This window comes from Vibrio rumoiensis, assembly GCF_002218045.2.
Taxonomy (GTDB): Bacteria; Pseudomonadota; Gammaproteobacteria; order Enterobacterales; family Vibrionaceae; genus Vibrio; species Vibrio rumoiensis.
In genome coordinates, this window is sequence record NZ_AP018686.1 from 962,901 (window position 1) to 982,025 (window position 19,125).

20 protein-coding genes are annotated in these 19,125 nt (G+C 41.1%); 7 read left to right on the plus strand and 13 right to left on the minus strand.

What is annotated here, in order from left to right:
* Positions 1 to 153 precede the first annotated feature (153 nt).
* The 5 genes from nanQ to VRUMOI_RS16755 all read right to left on the minus strand — a co-directional run bounded on the left by nanQ (position 154) and on the right by VRUMOI_RS16755 (position 5,044).
* Positions 154 to 621: an N-acetylneuraminate anomerase gene (nanQ, locus tag VRUMOI_RS16735; protein ID WP_089137773.1), complete on the minus strand. Its 468-nt coding sequence runs from the start codon at positions 619 to 621 to the stop codon at positions 154 to 156.
* 82 nt (positions 622 to 703) lie between these two features.
* Positions 704 to 2,185, minus strand: a complete 1,482-nt coding sequence (locus VRUMOI_RS16740; protein ID WP_089137774.1) for a sodium:solute symporter — start codon at positions 2,183 to 2,185, stop codon at positions 704 to 706.
* A 35-nt stretch (positions 2,186 to 2,220) separates the two neighbouring features.
* Complete coding sequence (locus VRUMOI_RS16745; RefSeq protein ID WP_089137775.1) at positions 2,221 to 3,108, minus strand: N-acetylmannosamine kinase; 888 nt, start codon at positions 3,106 to 3,108, stop codon at positions 2,221 to 2,223.
* A complete protein-coding gene (locus VRUMOI_RS16750) occupies positions 3,101 to 3,814 on the minus strand; it encodes an N-acetylmannosamine-6-phosphate 2-epimerase (protein ID WP_089137776.1) in 714 nt (237 codons plus the stop codon). The genes VRUMOI_RS16745 and VRUMOI_RS16750 overlap by 8 nt, the downstream gene beginning before the upstream one ends.
* Before the next feature lie 363 nt (positions 3,815 to 4,177).
* Positions 4,178 to 5,044, minus strand: a complete 867-nt coding sequence (locus tag VRUMOI_RS16755) for a MurR/RpiR family transcriptional regulator (RefSeq protein ID WP_089137777.1) — start codon at positions 5,042 to 5,044, stop codon at positions 4,178 to 4,180.
* 261 nt (positions 5,045 to 5,305) lie between these two features.
* On the opposite strand from VRUMOI_RS16755, the gene VRUMOI_RS16760 reads away from it, so the two are divergent.
* A complete protein-coding gene (locus VRUMOI_RS16760) occupies positions 5,306 to 6,199 on the plus strand; it encodes a dihydrodipicolinate synthase family protein (protein ID WP_089137778.1) in 894 nt (297 codons plus the stop codon).
* Positions 6,200 to 6,321: 122 nt separating this feature from the next.
* A complete protein-coding gene (gene nagA / locus VRUMOI_RS16765) occupies positions 6,322 to 7,455 on the plus strand; it encodes an N-acetylglucosamine-6-phosphate deacetylase (protein ID WP_089137779.1) in 1,134 nt (377 codons plus the stop codon).
* Positions 7,456 to 7,770: 315 nt separating this feature from the next.
* On the opposite strand, the gene galK is transcribed toward nagA, so the two are convergent.
* The 5 genes from galK to VRUMOI_RS16790 form a co-directional block, all read right to left on the minus strand.
* Positions 7,771 to 8,955 (minus strand): galactokinase, encoded by a 1,185-nt coding sequence (galK, locus tag VRUMOI_RS16770; protein ID WP_089137780.1) that lies wholly within the window; start codon positions 8,953 to 8,955, stop codon positions 7,771 to 7,773.
* A 108-nt stretch (positions 8,956 to 9,063) separates the two neighbouring features.
* Positions 9,064 to 10,155 (minus strand): UDP-glucose--hexose-1-phosphate uridylyltransferase, encoded by a 1,092-nt coding sequence (locus VRUMOI_RS16775; protein ID WP_089137781.1) that lies wholly within the window; start codon positions 10,153 to 10,155, stop codon positions 9,064 to 9,066.
* Between the two features lie 22 nt (positions 10,156 to 10,177).
* Positions 10,178 to 11,203 (minus strand): UDP-glucose 4-epimerase GalE, encoded by a 1,026-nt coding sequence (gene galE / locus VRUMOI_RS16780; RefSeq protein WP_089137782.1) that lies wholly within the window; start codon positions 11,201 to 11,203, stop codon positions 10,178 to 10,180.
* 237 nt (positions 11,204 to 11,440) lie between these two features.
* On the minus strand, positions 11,441 to 13,402 hold the full coding sequence (gene cpdB / locus VRUMOI_RS16785) for a 2',3'-cyclic-nucleotide 2'-phosphodiesterase (protein ID WP_089137783.1): 1,962 nt from the start codon (positions 13,400 to 13,402) through the stop codon (positions 11,441 to 11,443).
* A gap of 127 nt (positions 13,403 to 13,529) precedes the next feature.
* Positions 13,530 to 14,369, minus strand: a complete 840-nt coding sequence (locus VRUMOI_RS16790) for a DUF6279 family lipoprotein (RefSeq protein ID WP_089137784.1) — start codon at positions 14,367 to 14,369, stop codon at positions 13,530 to 13,532.
* 115 nt (positions 14,370 to 14,484) lie between these two features.
* On the opposite strand from VRUMOI_RS16790, the gene VRUMOI_RS16795 reads away from it, so the two are divergent.
* From VRUMOI_RS16795 to VRUMOI_RS16810, 4 genes are all read left to right on the plus strand, one after another.
* A complete protein-coding gene (locus VRUMOI_RS16795; protein ID WP_089137785.1) occupies positions 14,485 to 15,417 on the plus strand; it encodes a M14 family metallopeptidase in 933 nt (310 codons plus the stop codon).
* A gap of 60 nt (positions 15,418 to 15,477) precedes the next feature.
* Complete coding sequence (locus VRUMOI_RS16800) at positions 15,478 to 15,993, plus strand: DUF2301 domain-containing membrane protein (protein ID WP_089137786.1); 516 nt, start codon at positions 15,478 to 15,480, stop codon at positions 15,991 to 15,993.
* A 123-nt stretch (positions 15,994 to 16,116) separates the two neighbouring features.
* Positions 16,117 to 16,545, plus strand: coding sequence for a hypothetical protein (locus VRUMOI_RS16805; protein WP_089137787.1), 429 nt, complete (start codon positions 16,117 to 16,119; stop codon positions 16,543 to 16,545).
* A gap of 78 nt (positions 16,546 to 16,623) precedes the next feature.
* On the plus strand, positions 16,624 to 17,160 hold the full coding sequence (locus tag VRUMOI_RS16810) for a CueP family metal-binding protein (protein WP_089137788.1): 537 nt from the start codon (positions 16,624 to 16,626) through the stop codon (positions 17,158 to 17,160).
* A 59-nt stretch (positions 17,161 to 17,219) separates the two neighbouring features.
* Here the strand turns inward: VRUMOI_RS16810 and VRUMOI_RS16815 are convergent, their stop codons facing one another.
* The 3 genes from VRUMOI_RS16815 to VRUMOI_RS16825 are packed head-to-tail and all read right to left on the minus strand — an operon-like array spanning position 17,220 to position 18,563.
* On the minus strand, positions 17,220 to 17,612 hold the full coding sequence (locus VRUMOI_RS16815; protein WP_089137789.1) for a carboxymuconolactone decarboxylase family protein: 393 nt from the start codon (positions 17,610 to 17,612) through the stop codon (positions 17,220 to 17,222).
* Between the two features lie 60 nt (positions 17,613 to 17,672).
* Positions 17,673 to 18,029: a MerR family transcriptional regulator gene (locus VRUMOI_RS16820; protein WP_089137790.1), complete on the minus strand. Its 357-nt coding sequence runs from the start codon at positions 18,027 to 18,029 to the stop codon at positions 17,673 to 17,675.
* Between the two features lie 60 nt (positions 18,030 to 18,089).
* On the minus strand, positions 18,090 to 18,563 hold the full coding sequence (locus tag VRUMOI_RS16825; RefSeq protein ID WP_089137791.1) for an HAD family hydrolase: 474 nt from the start codon (positions 18,561 to 18,563) through the stop codon (positions 18,090 to 18,092).
* Positions 18,564 to 18,705: 142 nt separating this feature from the next.
* On the opposite strand from VRUMOI_RS16825, the gene VRUMOI_RS16830 reads away from it, so the two are divergent.
* The gene (locus tag VRUMOI_RS16830; protein WP_089137792.1) at positions 18,706 to 19,104 is read left to right on the plus strand and encodes an MAPEG family protein; all 399 of its coding nucleotides are present in this window, start codon (positions 18,706 to 18,708) and stop codon (positions 19,102 to 19,104) included.
* Positions 19,105 to 19,125 lie beyond the last annotated feature (21 nt).

A 19,125-nucleotide genomic window follows, 5' to 3' on the forward strand; every position in this document is an offset into this window, starting at 1 on the left:
TAAAGGGCAAATGGTAAGCGCTAAATCAAACTTACGGCTTATAAAAAAGCTAATGATTTGAACGACACTGCAAGATTAAAAAACCTCCTATTAATAGGAGGCTGCACAAAGATTTTAGGGGGAGAAGTGCAAAAGGAGGTTACAATGAAAGACTTATTTCAAGCATTTAACATGAATCTTAATTACAGCCTTCTTTAAAACTAAAGGTTTATCAACCACACATCCTGGTTTGTGAGGCTCCTCAGGAAAGAAAATAGCAAATTGTCTTGGTGATAATGTCACTTCATTTGTACATAATAATGATTCAACCAAATAGTAGTCATCCTTTTCATCATAAAACGTTGCATGAGGATGCTTTCCTTTTAAAGCAAACTCAATACGTTCATTTCCTGATATTAAAATTTGCATATCAACATATTCTTTATGCACTTCAGCTTGTTTCGAATCGGCAGCACCAGTTTCAAAAGTCATGACGTTGATATACATGTTCTCACCATCAATATCATGTCTCCCAATAGGTAAGGCCTCTAAATCAACACTATCTAAATATTTAATCGCCTTCTGGAAAGCATCTGGCAAAACTTTATAACTGTTAGAATCGCTTAAATCACCTAAAAACATAATTTGGACCTTTAATAATAAATAGAACTAAAATCATTACATAATGCCCCCTACCCTTTAGCAAAAGATAGGGGGGGATAAATTACATAGTTAAGTTATCAAGCTTTGATTCTGTAAGTTTAGACTTAAACAATGGCGCAGTGAGGTAACCAACAATAACGACAACTAAAGTCCCAATTACACCGTAGAAGAAGAAGTTAAGGTCAGTGAATGATTGCACGAATAAGACAGAAATAACGCTCGCCACAACACCCACCAATGCACTATTTGCATTAGCTTTCTTAATAAAGATACCTAGCATAAATAAGCCTGTCATTGGACCGCCCATCAAGCCTATTAAACTATTGAAAGTATCCCATAACTCACTTTCATTTGAGTAAATAAGGTAAATTGACGCAAGCACTCCCATCACACCAGCTATAACGGTCACAGAGCGAGCAACAAACAGTATTTTTGTTGCTGGTTTATTTTCACCAAAGCGCTCATAAACATCAGAAGTAAAACAAGCTGAAATGCTATTTAAGCTACTTGAAATGCTTGATTGTGATGCTGCAAAAATAGCGGCGATAATTATTCCAGCCACACCTGCTGGCATTTGGGAGATAACAAAGAATGGAAGGATCCCACCGGTATTAAAGTCCTCAGGTAATAGCTGAGGGTTTTGAGAGTAGTATGCATAAAGCGCTGCACCAACACCAAAGAAGAATACAGGGACAATAGCCACCAATTTAGCATTCATCACAAGTGCTTTCTTTGTTTCTTCAATAGACTCCGTTACGATATAGCGCTGCACCACGTCTTGGCTTGCTGTGAACTGTTGTAAGCTAGCAAATAGGAAACCTATAATCAGTACTGGTACATGGCTTTCGGTCCAACTCCATGAAAAGCTCTCAGCAGGAAAAAATTTATCAGCACTAGCAGTGAGATTATAAATTTCCCCTAAACCACCATCAACATTAAAACAAATCATGACGAAGATAGCGATGGCAGCAACAGATAACATCACCCCTTGAATTACATCGGTCCATATTACCCCTTCTATCCCCCCCATAAAGGTATATACGATGCAAAGCACGCCGATAAGGAATACGATAAATAATGGATTAATATCAATAAAAGGTATTAAGGTAAGTGCTGTTAAGTAGATAATGATAGCAATTCGACCAATATGAAACAGCATAAATGAAATGCTAGAGAATAAACGCATTCTTACATCAAAGCGTTTTTCTAAATATTCATAAGCAGAAGTTAGGTTTAACCTTCTGAAAAAAGGAATGTAGTAAATAAATACTATTGGCAATACCGCAATTGCCATATATTGACCGATTAAGAAAGTCCAGTCAGATGTATAAGCTTTTGCAGGAATTGACATAAAAGTTATTGAGCTTAGTGTCGTTGCAAACACACTGATACCAGCTGCCCAGCCTGGAATACGTCCACTTGCTTTGAAGTAATCTTCTGTAGACTTCTGCCTTTTAGCAAAGTACACACCGACCATCATGATTGCGAAGAGGTAAACCAGTAGCATTATATAATTTAATGCACCAAATGAATGATTTTCCATTATTATAAACCCTCGTTAATTTTAAATATTTATGATTAGTTAACTGTAAAATAGCTTTTATCTAGGTACAGACTTGCTGCGCCTAATAAGCCTGCATCTGCACCTGATTGTGCTAATCCAATATCTCTTGGTTTATAGATGTCTGGTAATAGATCTAAATGATTTCTAACCAGCTCTAAATATCCTTCAGCCAGTCCCACACTTCCACCAAGGATCACTACATCTAAATCAAGAGAAATAGTGAGATCTGCAATTAAATTCGCAATACTTTTTGCGGAACAGTTAATAATATTTGCTGCGTCTCGATCTCCATTAATAAAATATTGATAGACCTGTTGTCCTGTACATTCATCTCCCCAAAAAGCCTTACCAGCAGCAGCAATTGCTGTCCCTGAGGCAATGGATTCCACACACCCTTTCCGACCACAACCACACATTGGCCCATTAGGATCCGAAAGCATATGTCCTGCGTGCCCCGATAAACCACTTGGCCCAACATGCAATGTTTCAGCAAGTACCAATCCTGCTCCGACACCAGTAGATACTGTTATAAATGCCATATTAGAAGCAGGAGTCTTTAATAACTTAAATTCTGACCAAGCAGCAGCTTGAGCATCATTAATTACTAACGTTGGTAACTGAGTGATATTTTCAATAACAGATTGAATAGGAAAATGATTTAAACCACCTAAATTTTTAGGGTTTAAAGCCGTTAGTATTCCTTTATTAATGATCCCTGTAGATGCTACTGTGACAACCTGTGCTTCTGGCATAAAGGGGGCTAATAACTCTTTCAAAACGCTTTCTAATTGTTCAGGTGCCTTTGGAGTAGAGACTTGGGCTCTTTCTACTATTTTTTTATTAATCACAAGAGCAGCCGCAATTTTCGTTCCACCAAGATCTACGCTCAATACTTTACTCATGGTTTTTCCCTTCCACACTTTTACGGCCATGATTAACAGATTCTTTAAACCATCCACAAATATGTTCTATTCGAGTAATTGCGGAGCCTACAGTTACAGAATATGCCCCTGCTTTTATTGCTTTCTGTGCCAATTCTGGAGAGTTATAACGGCCTTCAGCCATCACTAAGCAACCTGATTGAGCCAATCGAGTAACTAATTCAAAATCGGGTTCCGTTGGAGTTTCATCCCCAACATATCCAGACATTGTGGTGCCGATAATTTCGACACCAATAGATTCACTATATTTTCCTTCTTCAAAATTTGAGCAATCTGCCATAGCCAAGCAACCTAAAGATTGAATCTCTTTCACTAAATTTTCGATGCTTTCTGGACGCACGCGATGGGTGGCATCAATAGCGATAATGTCAGCACCAGCGTCTTTAAGCGCATGAATATCTTCAATGAATGGAGTGATACGGATAGGACTATCGGCTAAGTCTCTTTTGATAATACCGATGATAGGAACGTTAACTTTAGTGCGGACAGCTTTTAGATTTTCGAGACCTTCAATACGTAACGCTGTAGCACCACCACAAACAGACGCTTCCGCCATTGCTGCTACAATCTCTGGTTTATCCATAGGGCCATTGTCTACAGGTTGGCAAGAAGCAACAAAACCTTTTCCGAGTGCTTTTAAGCAGTGTTCTTTATGATTCGACGTCATCTTTAATTGTCCACTTTTCAAATATGAAGTTATGCTTCATATAATATGAACACGGAGTTAAACTTCAACATTAATATATAAAAATAGAGATATACTCCACAGTTTTTACTGTTTTCTTTTATCATTGAATTAACATATTCAAAAATTCATCGCTTAAACAGCAAGCTTCAATAAAGAAAAAATACTGTTGATAAAGAAATAAAAAAACGCCGTACTTTTCTAAGTACGGCGCTTCTCATTATGCAGCTTAAGTTAAACTTCGAAACGAAAATTCAAGGCATAGAAATACTCATCTGCATCACCATAGAACCTTTTTAACTATCACCATCTCTTACTTCATCAGTAACATAGAACGATGATAATTCAATCAAGCGCTGTCGTGGTTTTCACTTTATTTTGTTGAGTTAAATCAGGATCTTTCTGTACCAAAAGCGTATATATCAAATCCAAAACAAACAACTGAGAAATTTTGGTGCCGATCGAATCACCTTGAAGCTTACCCTGCCGATTTCCGTTCACTAGGATAAAATCTGCATGACTAGCAATCGGTGAGCGTGGGTTATGCGTAATAACCGCTGTCGCAGCTCCATTTTCTTTCGCAAGCTTTAAAGCTTTAATCGTTTCAGCAGATGTTCCTGAGTGGCTGATTCCAATGGCAATGTCACCAGGCTGAAGTAATGATGCTTTCATGTACATAAAATGATTATTAGTCAACGCATCCACATTGTAGCCAATTCGCATTAATTTATTTTTAGCATCTTCTGCGGTAATGCCAGAAGAGCCTACACCAAAAAAGTAGACACCTTTACTCTGTTTTATTTTATTCGCGGTAGCTTCTAAGATATTGATATTAATCAAGTTCAGAGTTTCACCCAAAACGGCTGTTATTGCATTGTACAGTTTAGAGCCTATCTCCTCTGCATTGTCCTTATCAGTAACTTCAGTATCTAAAATAGAACGTTCATCTTGATTCACTTTTGATAATTCTATCGCCAGTTCCATTTTAAAGTCTTGGAATCCTTTAAAACCCAAAGAGCGACAAAATCGAATAATAGTAGCCTCACCTGCATTCACAATACTGGATAGTTCAGCAATCGACACTTTGGTTACTTCTGTCGGATTCGATAGTACATAGGATGAAATTTTTTTTGCAGAAGGAGTTAAACTCTCATGCAAACTACCTAAACTGTCTAAAATCTTTCCTGTACTTAAAGTTTGCATATATGCCATCGTTTAAACCTTCAATAAATGAGTACTACCGTTTTTATACTACCTTGTAAATTTGCTTTTTGAAATAAAACTCCGACTCCAACTTGTAAACATACATTACCCTAAGCGATTATGGCTAAATAAAGCAGCACAGCTCACACTTTACAGCTAGATTCAAAATTTACTTTGATTTTTAGTTGCAGGATGAAAAACAACCAAATAAACTAAAACTCCAAATATAATTTAATTTTGAAGTTTAACTTCCTAACTGAGATAAAAACTATGGAAAAACTTATTGGTTTAATTGCTGCCCCACACACACCTTTCACAACCGATGGAAAGGTCAATTTTCCAGTTATAGATCAAATCGCAGATCATTTGATCAAAGATAACGTTAATGGGGTTTATATCTGTGGCACAACTGGAGAAGGTATCCACTGTTCTGTTGAAGAAAGAAAAGCTATTGCTGAACGTTGGGTGACGGCTTCAAAAGGTCAACTAAAGATTACCGTACATACTGGTGCTTTGAGCATCGTAGACACCCTTGAACTTACTCGTCATGCTGAGACATTAGATATTTTTGCCACTTCGGCTATCGGACCATGCTTCTTTAAACCTGGGTCAGTCAATGAATTAGTTGAATACTGTGCGACTGTTGCAGCTGCAGCTCCAAGCAAAGGTTTTTATTACTACCATTCCGGTATGTCAGGTGTCACTGTTGATATGGAACAGTTCCTAATCGCTGCTGATAAAAAAATCCCTAATCTGTACGGCTTAAAGTTCAATAATGGTGATCTATACGAATATCAACGTTGTTTACGTGCTTGTGATGGTAAATATGATATTCCATTTGGTGTCGACGAATTTTTACCTGGTGCACTTGCAGTTGGTGCAATTGGTGCCGTAGGCAGCACTTATAACTACGCTGCACCACATTTTAATAAAATCATTAATGATTTTAATAAAGGCGACCATGCTTCTGTAATTAAAGGGATGGATAATGTCGTCGATCTGATCCGTGTATTAGTAGAGTTCGGTGGTGTTGCAGCTGGTAAAGCAGCGATGTCATTACACAACATTGATGCTGGCGATCCTCGTTCACCACTAACGCCTTTAACCGCTGAACAAAAATCTATTGTCGTAGAAAAAATGCGAAACGCTGGTTTTTTAAACTAAAAAATACAAATTTTCTTTCAAAATACCAATAAGTTGATGATTTGATTTTTTCCGGCTGGATTTATACAGCCGGAAACTTCCCATCAACAACTTATCACTTCTACTATTTACGAGAGCTTAACATGGAACATTACGCAATTTCTGCTAAAAGAATTTTTGATGGTGAACGATTTCATACTCATTCGTCTTTAGTTTGGCAGGGTGAAACGATAGTTGGTATTTTTCCAACCAGTACTGTCGATGAAAAAATAATTATTCAACATTATGCAGAGGGAATCATTACACCTGGATTTATTGATATTCAAGTGAATGGTGGCGGTGGTGTAATGTTTAACGAAAAAACTGATGTGGATGGTATCGACACTATTTGTAAAGCACATCGTAAGCATGGCACTGCTTACCTCCTCCCAACTCTTATAAGTGATACGCCTCGTAAAATCCATGAAGCACTAACAGCAGCCCAAAATGCATTAGATTGTAATACTCTCGGCATATTAGGCATTCATATAGAAGGACCTTGGATAAACCCTGCTAAAAAAGGAGCTCATAACGAATCCCTCTTCTTTGATCCTCAAATATCTATGCTTGAATCACTGCCTTGGTTAAAATCAGGTACAACTTTGATTACATTAGCACCTGAAAAAGTTAATAATGAATCTATTAAGTGGCTAGCTAAAAAAGGTGCCATATTATCCTGTGGCCATAGTAATGCGACAACACAGGAGCTAGATAACCAATATTTTAATGCCATTAGTGGGTTTACACATTTATACAATGCAATGTCACCACTAGAAGGCCGTCAAGCTGGTGTTGTGGGTAAAGCGCTAATGACAGACAATGCTTGGTGTTCAATTATTACTGATAATATACATGTATCTAAAGAATCCGCGTTATTAGCCCATAGAGTTAAACCTAAAGGGAAATTACTAATTGTGACAGATGCCATGGCCTCTGTTGGTAGTAAGAGCCCATCATTTACGTTAAACGATGAAATAATTTCTGTTGTAGATAATAAGCTTGTTAATACGAATGGTAATTTAGCAGGTGCCCATATTGGTATGGATGAGTCTGTTGCTAACGTCATAAAGTGGGGGATCGACGAAGCTGAAGCATTTAAGATGGCGTCAACCTACCCTGCCATAGCGATTAAACAAGAGCGCTTAGGCAAACTAAAGGAAGGGTTTTATGCCTCTGCAACCATTCTAGCCCCCAATTATGAGGCTCAACATGTCCTAGTAAACGGTATTTTATTTTAAATACCTTTTTTCAAAAAAGATTTGTTTTAACAGTGTCGAAGTACATATTAAAAAGTAGACATTCTTTTATTAAGCCTTAACCAAGGAACTGGCACCGGAAAGTAGGGGCTACTTTTCTTTACCTTATTCGCTCAGGTGCAGTTCAAAAAATCATCTCAATGAATAACGACTATCTAGGTTAGCATCAAAAAATATTCTCCTTTATCGCATTGGTTATTTAAAGCTATTAGAGCAAGTCAAAGAGCACCCTCAAGTAGCTCCTCAACTCGCCTTGTACTTAAATACTCAATTGCATTCCGCACACATTTGATCCGATTACAGACTCATAGCATCATTTACAACCTCCCCCGCGCCATCCATTGCCTTACACACATAAATGGTTTCTTTTAAGCCCGTTTTCGCTTGGTATTGATCTTCTACGGCTTGCTTCACTGCATCCACTAATGATGGTGGAACCAATGAGACTACGCAGCCACCGAAGCCACCACCGGTCATGCGTACGCCGCCTTGAGTGCCTATCACCTCTTTTACAATCTCAACAATCGTATCAACTTCTGAGCAGGTAATTTCAAAATCATCACGCATTGAACTATGAGATTGTTCCATTAGTACCGCAAGGCGTGCCATGTCGTGATTTTTTAACGCGTGAGCCGCTTCTACGGTTCGGTCATTTTCCGTAATGACATGGCGGGCACGTTTGGCAACCACTGGATCAAGATCCGCTTGGCGTTCGATAAACTGTTCAATGGTCACATCACGCAGCGCTTTGACAGCAAAAAACTCGGCGGCGGCTTCACATTGTTGGCGGCGCGTGTTGTATTCACTATCGACCAAGCCACGTTTTTTATTCGAGTTGATGATCACAATCGCCATGTCTTCTGGCATAGAAACCGCTTGAGTGTCTAATGAGCGGCAATCAATCAAAAGAGAATGGTTACGTTGCCCCTCGGCGGAAATAAGCTGATCCATAATGCCGCAATTACAGCCGACAAATTGGTTTTCTGCCTGCTGGCCATTAAGTGCAATCTCTTGCTGAGAAATCTCTAACTGATACAAGGTTTTGAAGGTCTGCCCTATCACGACTTCTAGCGCGGCAGAAGAACTCAGCCCTGCGCCTTGAGGTACGTTACCGCTAACGGCAATATCCGCCCCTTTAAACTGATAACCACGTTTTTGTAGGCAATCAATCACACCACGAATGTAGTTTACCCACATAACATTGTTATCAAACTCAATCGGTTGTGAAATATCAAACTCATTGACCTCGTTTTCATAATCAACCGCCACCACGCGCACGATATTGTCATCACGTTTTGCTGCGGCCACCACGGTTTGGTAGTCAATCGCACAAGGCAAGACAAAGCCGTCATTATAGTCGGTATGTTCACCGATGAGGTTTACACGCCCCGGCGCTTGGATAATATGCTTGGCGGCGTAACCCAATATCGTTTCAAAAGCATTAGATACGGCATCAATAAGTTGTGTGGTTCTTTCTGTCATAATAAAGCCCTAAATCGTTTCTCGTGGCTCGGAATCTCGTAACTCGAATCCAGCCTTTAAATATTGCGCTCAAACCTCGAGTAACGAGAGCCGAGCATCCTAAATTCGTTATTCTTTATAATGCTTATCGCTCAAAGCTCGTAGGCGCTCGGCGGCTTGCTCGGCGGTTAAATCGCGTTGGCTTTCTGCCAGCATTTCATAACCGACCATAAATTTTCTAACCGTGGCAGAGCGCAATAGCGGCGGATAAAATAGAGCATGCAGTTGCCAGTGTTCGGTTGAGGTATCGACTTGATTATCATCTTCAACTTTTTCATTCTCAACCTTACTATTTTCAAAAAAAGGCGCGTAATGCCAGCCCATTGAATACGGGAATGAGCATTGAAATAAGTTATCGTAACGACTGGTAAGCTTTTTAATCGCCACTGCTAAATCATCACGCTGCGCATCCGTTAATTCACTCATGCGGCGAATATGGGTTTTCGGCAATAACATGGTTTCAAATGGCCACGCCGCCCAATATGGCACGACGGCAATCCAGTGCTCAGTTTCAACGACAGTACGTGCGCCATCTTTTAATTCTGACTCGACGTAATCGACCAATAAATTCGAGCCATATTGCTGGTAATAGTCTCGTAGGTGATGGTCTTTACGTTCAATCTCATTGGGTAAGAAGCTGTTTGCCCAGATTTGCCCGTGCGGATGGGGTTGTGAACAGCCCATCGCTTCGCCTTTATTTTCAAACGCTTGAACCCATAGGTAATCTTTACCCAGCTCCTCAATTTGCTCGTTCCACGTATCAATCACATTACGAATTTGATTAAGTGGTAACTCTGGTAAGGTTTTGCTGTGATCAGGCGAGAAACAAATCACTCGACTTAAACCGCGTACACCTTGGGTTTTAAATAAAGGATCGTTAGATTGCGGTGCATCTGGTGAATCGGGCATTAACGCCGCAAAGTCATTTTGAAAGACGTAAGTACCTTGGTAGTCGGGATTCACATCACCTGAAATACGTGTGTTGGTTGGACATAAAAAGCAGCCCTCATCGTATGGCTTAATGCTATCAATAACGGGCTTTTCATCTTGGCCACTCCACGGGCGTTTTGCGCGATGCGGCGAGACTAAAATCCATTGGCCTGTTAATGGGTTATAACGGCGATGTGGATGATCAACGGGATTAAATTCTACCTTGGACATCTTGTTTCCTACTTATATGAGTCTATTTCTCTAATTCGTCATAGCCTTGTGGATTATTGGATTGCCAATACCACGTATCCACGCTCATTTGGGCAATATCACGCGTCGCTTTCCAACCTAAATCTTTTTCAGCTTTGGTAGTGCTTGCCCAACATTCTGCAATATCACCCGCACGACGCGGATGGATTTCATAAGCGACCGGACGCCCACACGCTTGTGAAAACGCATTGACCATATCCAGTACACTGCTCCCTTTACCAGTACCGAGATTGTAAATATGCAAGCCAGATTTGTTGGTTAAAGCATTGAGTGCGGCTAAGTGACCTTCGGCCAAGTCCATCACATGAATATAGTCACGAATGCCGGTGCCGTCTGGCGTTGGGTAATCATCACCAAAGACCGCTAACTTTTCTCGACGACCAACCGCAACTTGGGCGATAAACGGCATCAGGTTATTCGGAACGCCTTGTGGATCTTCGCCCATCGTGCCAGAAGGATGCGCCCCAACTGGGTTGAAGTAACGCAGTAGTGTAATGCTCCAATCGTTTTCAGCGGTGAATAAATCACTCAAACATTCTTCGACAATATATTTGCTACGGCCATAAGGATTAGTCGTTGCACCTGTCGGTGAATCTTCGGTGATCGGCACTTGTTGCGGGTCGCCATACACGGTAGCTGACGAGCTAAAAATGATGTTCTTCACGCCCGCTTTGCGCATACTACGAGCTAACACTAAAGAACCATTAACGTTATTGTCGTAATATTCCAATGGTTTCGCGACCGACTCTCCCACCGCTTTTAAGCCAGCAAAATGGATCACCGCATCGATGTTATGTTCGGCAAATATAGAGTCGAGAAACGCTTCATCACGCACATCGCCTAAATGAAATCTCGGACGCTGACCCGTTAGGGCTTCAATGCGATTCAGTACTAATGCTTTACTGTTAGACAAGTTGTCCATCACCACGGGCGTGTGGCCATTTTCGATTAACTGAACACAAGTATGGCTGCCGATATAGCCCAAGCCACCTGTCACTAATACTTTCATTTATTCCTCCGTAAGCACTGCACAACCAAGAAAACGATTACACCAGCACTTATTCACTCTTTGATGTCGCTATATTAGCAAGCCTAGAAGGTTTAATTCTGTGATCCAATGCAATTATTGAAAACGTTTACACAAATGAACGAATAATGATTAACGATAACAATCAGACAAAAAAAAACTCGGCACATCACGTGCCGAGCTTGATTGTTTTATCGATTCGCTTTTAAGCTTTATGCTCTATTTCTTCAAATCAATCTGATACACCGCAAAACCAACATCATCGGTGCCGACTTTTTTCATTGGATATTGCCCTTTCTCTTTAATGAATTTAGCCGCCAATTCACTTGGTGAGGTTTCAAATTGCACTTTCAAATCCGCTTGAGTTTTAATCGGCGCAAATGACCAATTGTTATCCGCACTTGGTGTCACTTCGCCTTTCTCTTTACTAACACGAGAAATGTAGTCCGCCACGATGGTACGGTTTTCATCTGGAGAATCAAAAGCCACGTGACTCGCGCCAGTACCGGCAAATTTACCGCTGTAGGCTCGGTAATTATTGGTTGCCACGATGAAGGTTTGCTCAGGGACGATCGGTTTACCTTGGTAAGTTAACCCAACGATACGGTGAGAATCTTTATTGAGCAGCTTACATTCACCATCGTATCTTGCAGGCTGAGTCACATCGACCTGATAATTCACCCCATCAATCACATCAAAATTATAAGTGCGGAAATCATCCCAGTTGATCAAAGGCTGAACTTTATCGCTGTTGGGATCGATTTGATTAAACTGCCCTGCAGAGCATTCCAACCATTCTTTAACCTCCTTGCCGGATACTTTCAGCGCGACTAAAGTATTTGAGTATAAATATAAATCCGCTGCATTACGGAAAGTTAATTGGCCCGATTCCACTTCGGTAAAGTTAGATGGATCATTTTTACGACCACCAGCTTTAAATGGCGCAGCAGCCGAAAGCACGGGTAAACCGTCTAGATTCGGATCGCCTTGTATAAATTGTTCGACATAATCTTTCTGCGCTAAATTAACGATTTGAACGGTAGGATCGTCTTGCACTAACGACAAGAAGCTATACATCACATCATTGGCTTTGCCGATAGGTTGATTCACAAAATCACGAGTCGCTTTATGATCTTTTGCTACCGCTTGCTTCACTTCAGGGTCTTCAGCTGCCAGCGATTTCTGTGCATTCGCATCATAAATAGGACGAGCTACCGCAGTACCGCTTGCAACCGCCCATTTGCCATTTTTTTGTTCTAATACGAGATCAATCACGCCAACATGGCTTCCCCAGCGGCCAGGCATTACTGATGGAATACCATTAATCGTGCCTTTTTTGATATCAGCGCCAGCAACATTAGCAAATTCTTTACTTGGGAAAATAGCATGTGCATGACCAAACGTAATGGCATCAATTCCTTTCACTTTAGTTAAGTAATAGACTGAGTTTTCCGCGCCTTGTTGGTACTTTTCCGTTGAAATACCAGAGTGAGGAATCGCGACAATCACGTCGGCGCCTTCCGCTCTCATTTTAGGAATAAAGGCTTCGGCGGTTTGTTTTATATCGTTAACTTGTATTTTACCGGTTAGGTTTTTCTTATCCCACACCATGATTTGTGGCGGCACAAAACCAATGTAACCCACTTTAATGTCATGCGATTTACCATCGGTATCTTTAAATTGGTAGTCCTTAATCACATAAGGATTGAAATAGTTTTTGCCGGATTTAGCATCCACAATATTGGCGTTAACATAAGGAAATTTAGCGTCATTGGTCGCTTCAGCTAAAAAATCTAAACCGTAGTTAAACTCATGGTTACCAAAGTTAGCAACATCATAATGCAGCAGATTCATCGCTTTATAAGCGGGGTGAACATCACCGGATTCTAACCCTTTGGCTGCGACATAATCGCCCATTGGGCTACCTTGAATTAAGTCGCCATTATCGACTAGCACGCTGTTGGTTACTTCGTCTCGGGCTTGTTTCACGACCGTTGCCGCACGCACTAAACCAATTTTGTCTGATGGCTTATCTTTGTAATAGTCATAATCCATGATATTGGCATGAATATCCGTGGTTTCGACAACACGTAGTTTGATTGTGTCTGCAAAGGCTGGATTCGCTATGCTGATCATCCCGACCAAAACAGAGAGAGAAAGAGGGTGGCGGACAAAATTCATTAAACACTCCGGTGTGAATTTTAAAAATGAGAGTTAAGGTGTAAAACACGCGCAATCATATGATCTCTTTGATGAAAAATATGTGACAAGAGACAGATTTATTGGCGAGTCCAACAAGGTTACAGTGTTAAGAAGTTTCAAGCAGGCTAGAAAAGGTATCGCGCCAATCTCGTAATTTTTCATGATAATGCTCAAGTTGCTTATCTGACATTGCTTGAATGACTTGGCTGACCATCTGAAAGGTCACTTGTCGATTACGAGTGACCTTTTCAGTAAATTCTGCGGTATAAAGTTGCTCAGGGTTGAGCAAAGTCTTGACGAATTTTTGTTTAAACTCTGGGGAAGGATTACGCTGCAAAAACAGCACTTGTACTTCTGATTTATTGGTTTGTTGTTGGTAAAACCAATCTTTGGCCATGACCGGACGCTCCAGACTCCATTGCTGAACCCATTGTTTTTGCTGTTCCGATAAATCCCCTAGCCAAGTCTCTAATGCTTCAGTCATGCGTTCGGCCGTTTTTTCACGCATTTCCGATTCTGATAAATCTTTATAATCGGCAAATTCATCGCGATATTTTTCATCTAACGAAGCAAACAATTCATCGGCTTGTTCTTGATCTAATGTCATGAATAATTTGTACATTTCAGGGACTGCTTGCTCAGCCACTTCCGCCGAGAAGGCTTTTAAGCGAAAGAACTCCGCTTCCACTTGTTTCGGGCCAATGTCTTGTGGCTGCAAAGTCAGCAATCGATCAATATGGGCAATGTATTTAGGCAGTTCTTGAGTTCTATGCCAGTGACGAACATCAATCACTGATTGCTTTACCATGCTTTCTTGCGCATCATTAAGTGGTAGATAACGGTCAACATATTGCGTGGCTAACCAATCGAGTCGATTATAAAAAAACTGCGTTGAGCAGCCGGTTAGCACGAGCAAAGTAACCACAATAATCAAACGCTTAAACATATCTTGCCTATAAACAATGAAGGTAACATGATTAGTGTATACCCTCATTTCAGTAAGATGCAGTTTTCTATACCGTTTTGTTAACCAAAGAATAAAATAAACCAAAGGATCTATCATGAACGCGACCAATGCATTTCCAATTGGCACTCCAGGCCAACCGTGGGGCGATTTAGAAAAACGCCAATGGCTTGAACAAACCACTATCAAGCGTTCTTACTCTGAAGAAGTGGTGCCAAAAATACAGGCGCTCAGCAGCGATTTTGAAGTGGCTCAATATGGCCAATTGCAATACGACAACAATCCAGTCGGTGAAAGCCGCTACCCATTGTTTGTTTTAAAATCAAAGCAATGGAATCAAGCGAACCCAACGATTTTAATTACCGGTGGCGTGCATGGTTATGAAACCAGTGGCGTACACGGCGCGTTGTTATTTGCTCAGACACAAGCGGCACGTTATCAAGAACAATTCAATATTGTGATCGCACCGTGTGTTAGCCCTTGGGGTTATGAAACGATTAACCGCTGGAACCCAGATGCACTCGATCCAAACCGTAACTTTGTGGCGAATAGCCCGGCGCAAGAGTCAGCTGCGGTCATGAACATGGTGGCCGATCTTGGTGTGCCAATTTTAGCGCATATTGATCTACACGAAACCACCGATACTGATGAGCTAGAATTTCGCCCAGCCCTTGCCGCTCGTGATGGTATTGAATATGTGAAAGGCACGATTCCTGATGGTTTCTACACCGTGGGCGATACAGAAAAGCAAGATGATGAGCTGCAAAAAGCGATCATTGATTCGGTACGTAAAGTGACGCACATTGCGCCTGCTGATGAGCACAATCAGATCATCGGCTCTGATGTCACGCAAGACGGCGTGATTAACTACCCATTGGTCGCGTTAGGCTTATGTGCAGGCTTTACCGATTGCCAATACTGCACCACGACAGAAGTGTATCCAGATAGCCCGAAAGTGACCGATGAGGAATGTAACCGCGCGCAAGTGGCGGCAATTACCGGTGCGATCGATTATATTTTGGTTCGCTAAAAGTCACCTAACACAATAGGCAACATTGGGCTCACAAAGTCATTAAATAGGAAGATCGTTATGGCTGATATTCATTTTGAAGAAAAACTCGACCGCATTGATTACGCTACCGTAGCGGTATATCGCTCGTGCTTTTTATTGTCAGCCATTGCGATTGCTCTGATTGGTTTTGGGCTAGCGCAATACGGTGCTCCCCTTTTGATTGTCAGTGCGCTGATCGCAAGCAGCTGTGTGCACCTTTATGACAAAACCATCCGTTGGTTTATTCAAAGCTGCGCCTTATTCGCAATCTGCTTATTTATCGCCAACTGGTTTACGCCGATTGCGGTTGGAGCCAGCCTCGTAGTGTGGTGTGGGCTTTCGATTAAAGAATACTATTGCTTCCGCATTCGGTTGATTCGTATTACGCCACTGGTGTTAGTGCTATTTTGGCTGTGCTTTGCACTACCGATTTGGCTTCCGGCATTTTATGTCACAGCGGGCTTATCGAGTGTTTTATTGTTTAGCATTGGCATCGCGAAATTCAGACAACCTTTTCGCTATGATATTGGCGATAAAAGCAAGTTTCAGATCTAGCCTTTCAATGTTGAATCCATCTAAATAATTGGGACGGATGTACACCGTCAAAAAAGCTAAAATTTCAACTACGTAGGGTATTGACCTTCCCCTAGCAGGAAGCTTTATAATCGGCACTTATTCATGGACATGCTAGCGAGTCGCTTTTTCACTATGCACTACTCTACACTGCAACATTCTGCGGTATGGTTGTTTACCTTGATTGCCATTGTGTTTTCAAGTGTGAGTGCTGCTACGTCCATTTCACCAGCGCCCATGGTTCAAACCGCCCAACATTCCAATACCCTTGAATCAGATGCTCAACATCATGCATCACCTTGTACTGGCATGGCTAAAACTGGCCTAACTGCCGATTTCCCGTGTTCCGACTCCGCTAAGCATAGTAATGAACATTGCGCGAATTGCATGAGCAACTATGCCGCGCTACCGACTAGCCTCGACATCAGAAATCATCCATCGTCCCCACAAAAATACAGCGATCACACCGAGTCCATTCCGAATCTCACTTTGCCGAATTTATCGCGCCCTCCCATTCAATCTGTTTGGTTTTAATTCAATACATCAACACGATTAAAAACTTAACTTTTGAATAAAAACACCCCAAAAAACGGGCGTGTTATGGAGAATACAATGAACTTACGTTTAACTATCACGACGTTATTAACTGGCGCATTCGCCGCTGCTTTATCTTTTTCAACCTTCGCCAATGAAGCCGATAAATTTGAAGGCTTAACGGCCCCACAAGCATTAGAAAAAGCGCACAGCTACCACGGCAAAGGCACCGCATCGATTCAAGTGATGCCTGATGTACTAGTGGCGAAATTTGACGATAACAGCCAAATTCAGATCCCAACCAAAGATCAGCATTTACTGTCGATTGCGCCTTATGAAAACCAAACTCACCCATGCGGCTACCATGTGCCAACCGGCTGCCAAGGTGAAATGGTCGAAAAAACCATGATGGTCAAAATCGTCGATTTGGATAGTGACAAGGTCTTGAAGTACGGCCAAGTCACCACACAAAAAGACGGTTTCATTGACCTATGGATGCCAAAGAACCGCCCAAATTTACAAGTGACTTTTACTTATAACGGTAAAACCAGTACCGAAGTATTAAGCACTGCCGATAAAGCAAGAACCTGCATTACCACAATGCAGCTGATTTAAGCTTGCCACGACTGTAGGCTTAGCGTTACTTAAAAGCTGAATACACAAAACCCACAGATTTAGGTCTGTGGGTTTTGTTCATTTCTGGTGGCTAGCACTTCTTTAAATGCAAACATACCATTCAGTGCCGCGGGGAAACCTGCATAAACAGACATTTGAATAATCACTTCTTTTATTTCGTCTTCCGTACATCCAACATTCAATGCTGCATGCAAATGAACTTTGAGTTGAGGGGAGCAATTCCCCAAGGCAGTAAGCGCCGCGACAGTAGCAATTTCTCGGGATTTCAGATCAAGACCTGGACGAGCATAAATGTCGCCAAAAGGATATTCAATGGTGTACTTAGCAAGATCGGGGCAAATATCTTGCAAGCTTTCGATAACGTTATGTCCGGCTTGGCCATCAATTTCAGACAGCAGTTGTAACCCAATTTCAAAGCGTGATTTTTGCATGGTTTATGTACCTATTTAGTTAAGAATAAGCACACCATACAAGTTAGAGTTCACTCTAAGTCAACTCACTTTTCCATTTTTATATAGGCCAATTTTTTCCTCTAAAGCCGCCATGTGTTTCTGTTGCTCATCAATATGTTTTTTTAAGTTTTGCTGATGCTGTTCTAATAAGTGTTGCCGTTCCAATAGCGACTCCTCCCCCAGCTCTCTTAACTTTGCATACTGTAAGATTTCATCTAGAGGCATCGCGGTGTCTTTTAATCGCTTCACAAAGCCAATCCAGATTAAATCTTTATTTGTATATTCACGATGACCACTACTATTTCGATGAATATTCTTCAGCAAACCGATTTTTTCATAATATCGAAGAGTATGAGAAGACAAGCCGACTAGGCTAGAAAATGCTTTCATATTCATATTTTGCTCCTAAATGATGCCAATCCCTCTGATTCAGCGCCGTTTGATCAGAGATCTACGTTAAAGACCTATTTCTCGTAAGCCGCTCACCTGAATAATACCATCAGCTAATTGAGTACTATTTATATTAGGTGCGAGCCAAATAGCACTTAAACCAGCGGAAATTGCGGGGATAATATCATTACCGAAAGAATCACCCACCATAATGAGCTTGTTTGGGTTCACTCCCAACTTCTGAGCAATCGCATCAAAAAATGCTGGCGTTCCTTTACTTATGCCTAGATTAGATTGGCAAAAATAGCCATTGATATACCGAGCTAAACCCACTCGTTCAAAAGCTCGCTTAATCTCACGTTCAGTAGAATCCGCCGCATTAGTCGCAATATAAATACGATGATGTTTAGATAAGAGCGCTAATGTTTCTAAAGCGCCATCTACCGCCTTCACTTCCGGCCAATCACACATTGGCCCGCTCTGCTCTAGGCTGTCGACCATTAAGGTGTCGCCCCAATCAAATAAATAAATCATTTCCATAGTTAACTCTTTATTTCTCACACTAATAAAAAATACTATCACGAAGAAAAAAGATAAGGCACAAATCGATCCAAAACCCCATACACTACGTATTGGTTAAATTGTTCTAATCTAAACATAAACACTCACAGGGAAAATATTTATGCTTTATCCAATGGCGGCAATGGTACTACTGATTTTTATTGTTGGATGCGTCACATTAAAAGTGCGTATTAACAGCGTGAAAAGCAAACAAATCAGTGTGAAGTATTTTCAGCTGATGCAAGGCGAAAATTTGCCAGAAATGGTGATTAAGACTAATCGACATCTGGCCAATTTATTTGAAATACCGGTGCTATTTTATGTGGTATGTACTTTGTATATCAGCCTACAGATTGATAGTAGCTTTGGCGTGATTGTCGCGTGGTTGTTTGTGGTTTTCCGCTATCTGCACAGCTACATCCACCTAGGCACCAACAATGTAAGACATCGCATGTTGGCGTTTTGGGGATCGTTTATGTGTGTTCTAGCGCTATGGATTAACTTACTGATTCTAGCTTAGTTGTATCGTACTCATTAAAAC

Excerpts from the sequence above, each read along its gene's own strand:
- VRUMOI_RS16800 (WP_089137786.1), top strand. The coding sequence starts at position 15,478 with ATGGCTGATATTCATTTTGAAGAAAAACTCGACCGCATTGATTACGCT.
- VRUMOI_RS16760 (WP_089137778.1), top strand. The coding sequence starts at position 5,306 with ATGGAAAAACTTATTGGTTTAATTGCTGCCCCACACACACCTTTCACA.
- nagA (WP_089137779.1), top strand. The coding sequence starts at position 6,322 with ATGGAACATTACGCAATTTCTGCTAAAAGAATTTTTGATGGTGAACGA.
- VRUMOI_RS16750 (WP_089137776.1), bottom strand. The coding sequence starts at position 3,814 with ATGACGTCGAATCATAAAGAACACTGCTTAAAAGCACTCGGAAAAGGT.
- VRUMOI_RS16820 (WP_089137790.1), bottom strand. The coding sequence starts at position 18,029 with ATGAATATGAAAGCATTTTCTAGCCTAGTCGGCTTGTCTTCTCATACT.
- VRUMOI_RS16795 (WP_089137785.1), top strand. The coding sequence starts at position 14,485 with ATGAACGCGACCAATGCATTTCCAATTGGCACTCCAGGCCAACCGTGG.
- VRUMOI_RS16745 (WP_089137775.1), bottom strand. The coding sequence starts at position 3,108 with ATGAGTAAAGTATTGAGCGTAGATCTTGGTGGAACGAAAATTGCGGCT.
- VRUMOI_RS16810 (WP_089137788.1), top strand. The coding sequence starts at position 16,624 with ATGAACTTACGTTTAACTATCACGACGTTATTAACTGGCGCATTCGCC.
- VRUMOI_RS16815 (WP_089137789.1), bottom strand. The coding sequence starts at position 17,612 with ATGCAAAAATCACGCTTTGAAATTGGGTTACAACTGCTGTCTGAAATT.
- VRUMOI_RS16830 (WP_089137792.1), top strand. The coding sequence starts at position 18,706 with ATGCTTTATCCAATGGCGGCAATGGTACTACTGATTTTTATTGTTGGA.
- VRUMOI_RS16740 (WP_089137774.1), bottom strand. The coding sequence starts at position 2,185 with ATGGAAAATCATTCATTTGGTGCATTAAATTATATAATGCTACTGGTT.
- VRUMOI_RS16755 (WP_089137777.1), bottom strand. The coding sequence starts at position 5,044 with ATGGCATATATGCAAACTTTAAGTACAGGAAAGATTTTAGACAGTTTA.
- cpdB (WP_089137783.1), bottom strand. The coding sequence starts at position 13,402 with ATGAATTTTGTCCGCCACCCTCTTTCTCTCTCTGTTTTGGTCGGGATG.
- VRUMOI_RS16825 (WP_089137791.1), bottom strand. The coding sequence starts at position 18,563 with ATGGAAATGATTTATTTATTTGATTGGGGCGACACCTTAATGGTCGAC.
- VRUMOI_RS16775 (WP_089137781.1), bottom strand. The coding sequence starts at position 10,155 with ATGTCCAAGGTAGAATTTAATCCCGTTGATCATCCACATCGCCGTTAT.
- galK (WP_089137780.1), bottom strand. The coding sequence starts at position 8,955 with ATGACAGAAAGAACCACACAACTTATTGATGCCGTATCTAATGCTTTT.
- galE (WP_089137782.1), bottom strand. The coding sequence starts at position 11,203 with ATGAAAGTATTAGTGACAGGTGGCTTGGGCTATATCGGCAGCCATACT.
- VRUMOI_RS16790 (WP_089137784.1), bottom strand. The coding sequence starts at position 14,369 with ATGTTTAAGCGTTTGATTATTGTGGTTACTTTGCTCGTGCTAACCGGC.
- VRUMOI_RS16805 (WP_089137787.1), top strand. The coding sequence starts at position 16,117 with ATGGACATGCTAGCGAGTCGCTTTTTCACTATGCACTACTCTACACTG.
- nanQ (WP_089137773.1), bottom strand. The coding sequence starts at position 621 with ATGTTTTTAGGTGATTTAAGCGATTCTAACAGTTATAAAGTTTTGCCA.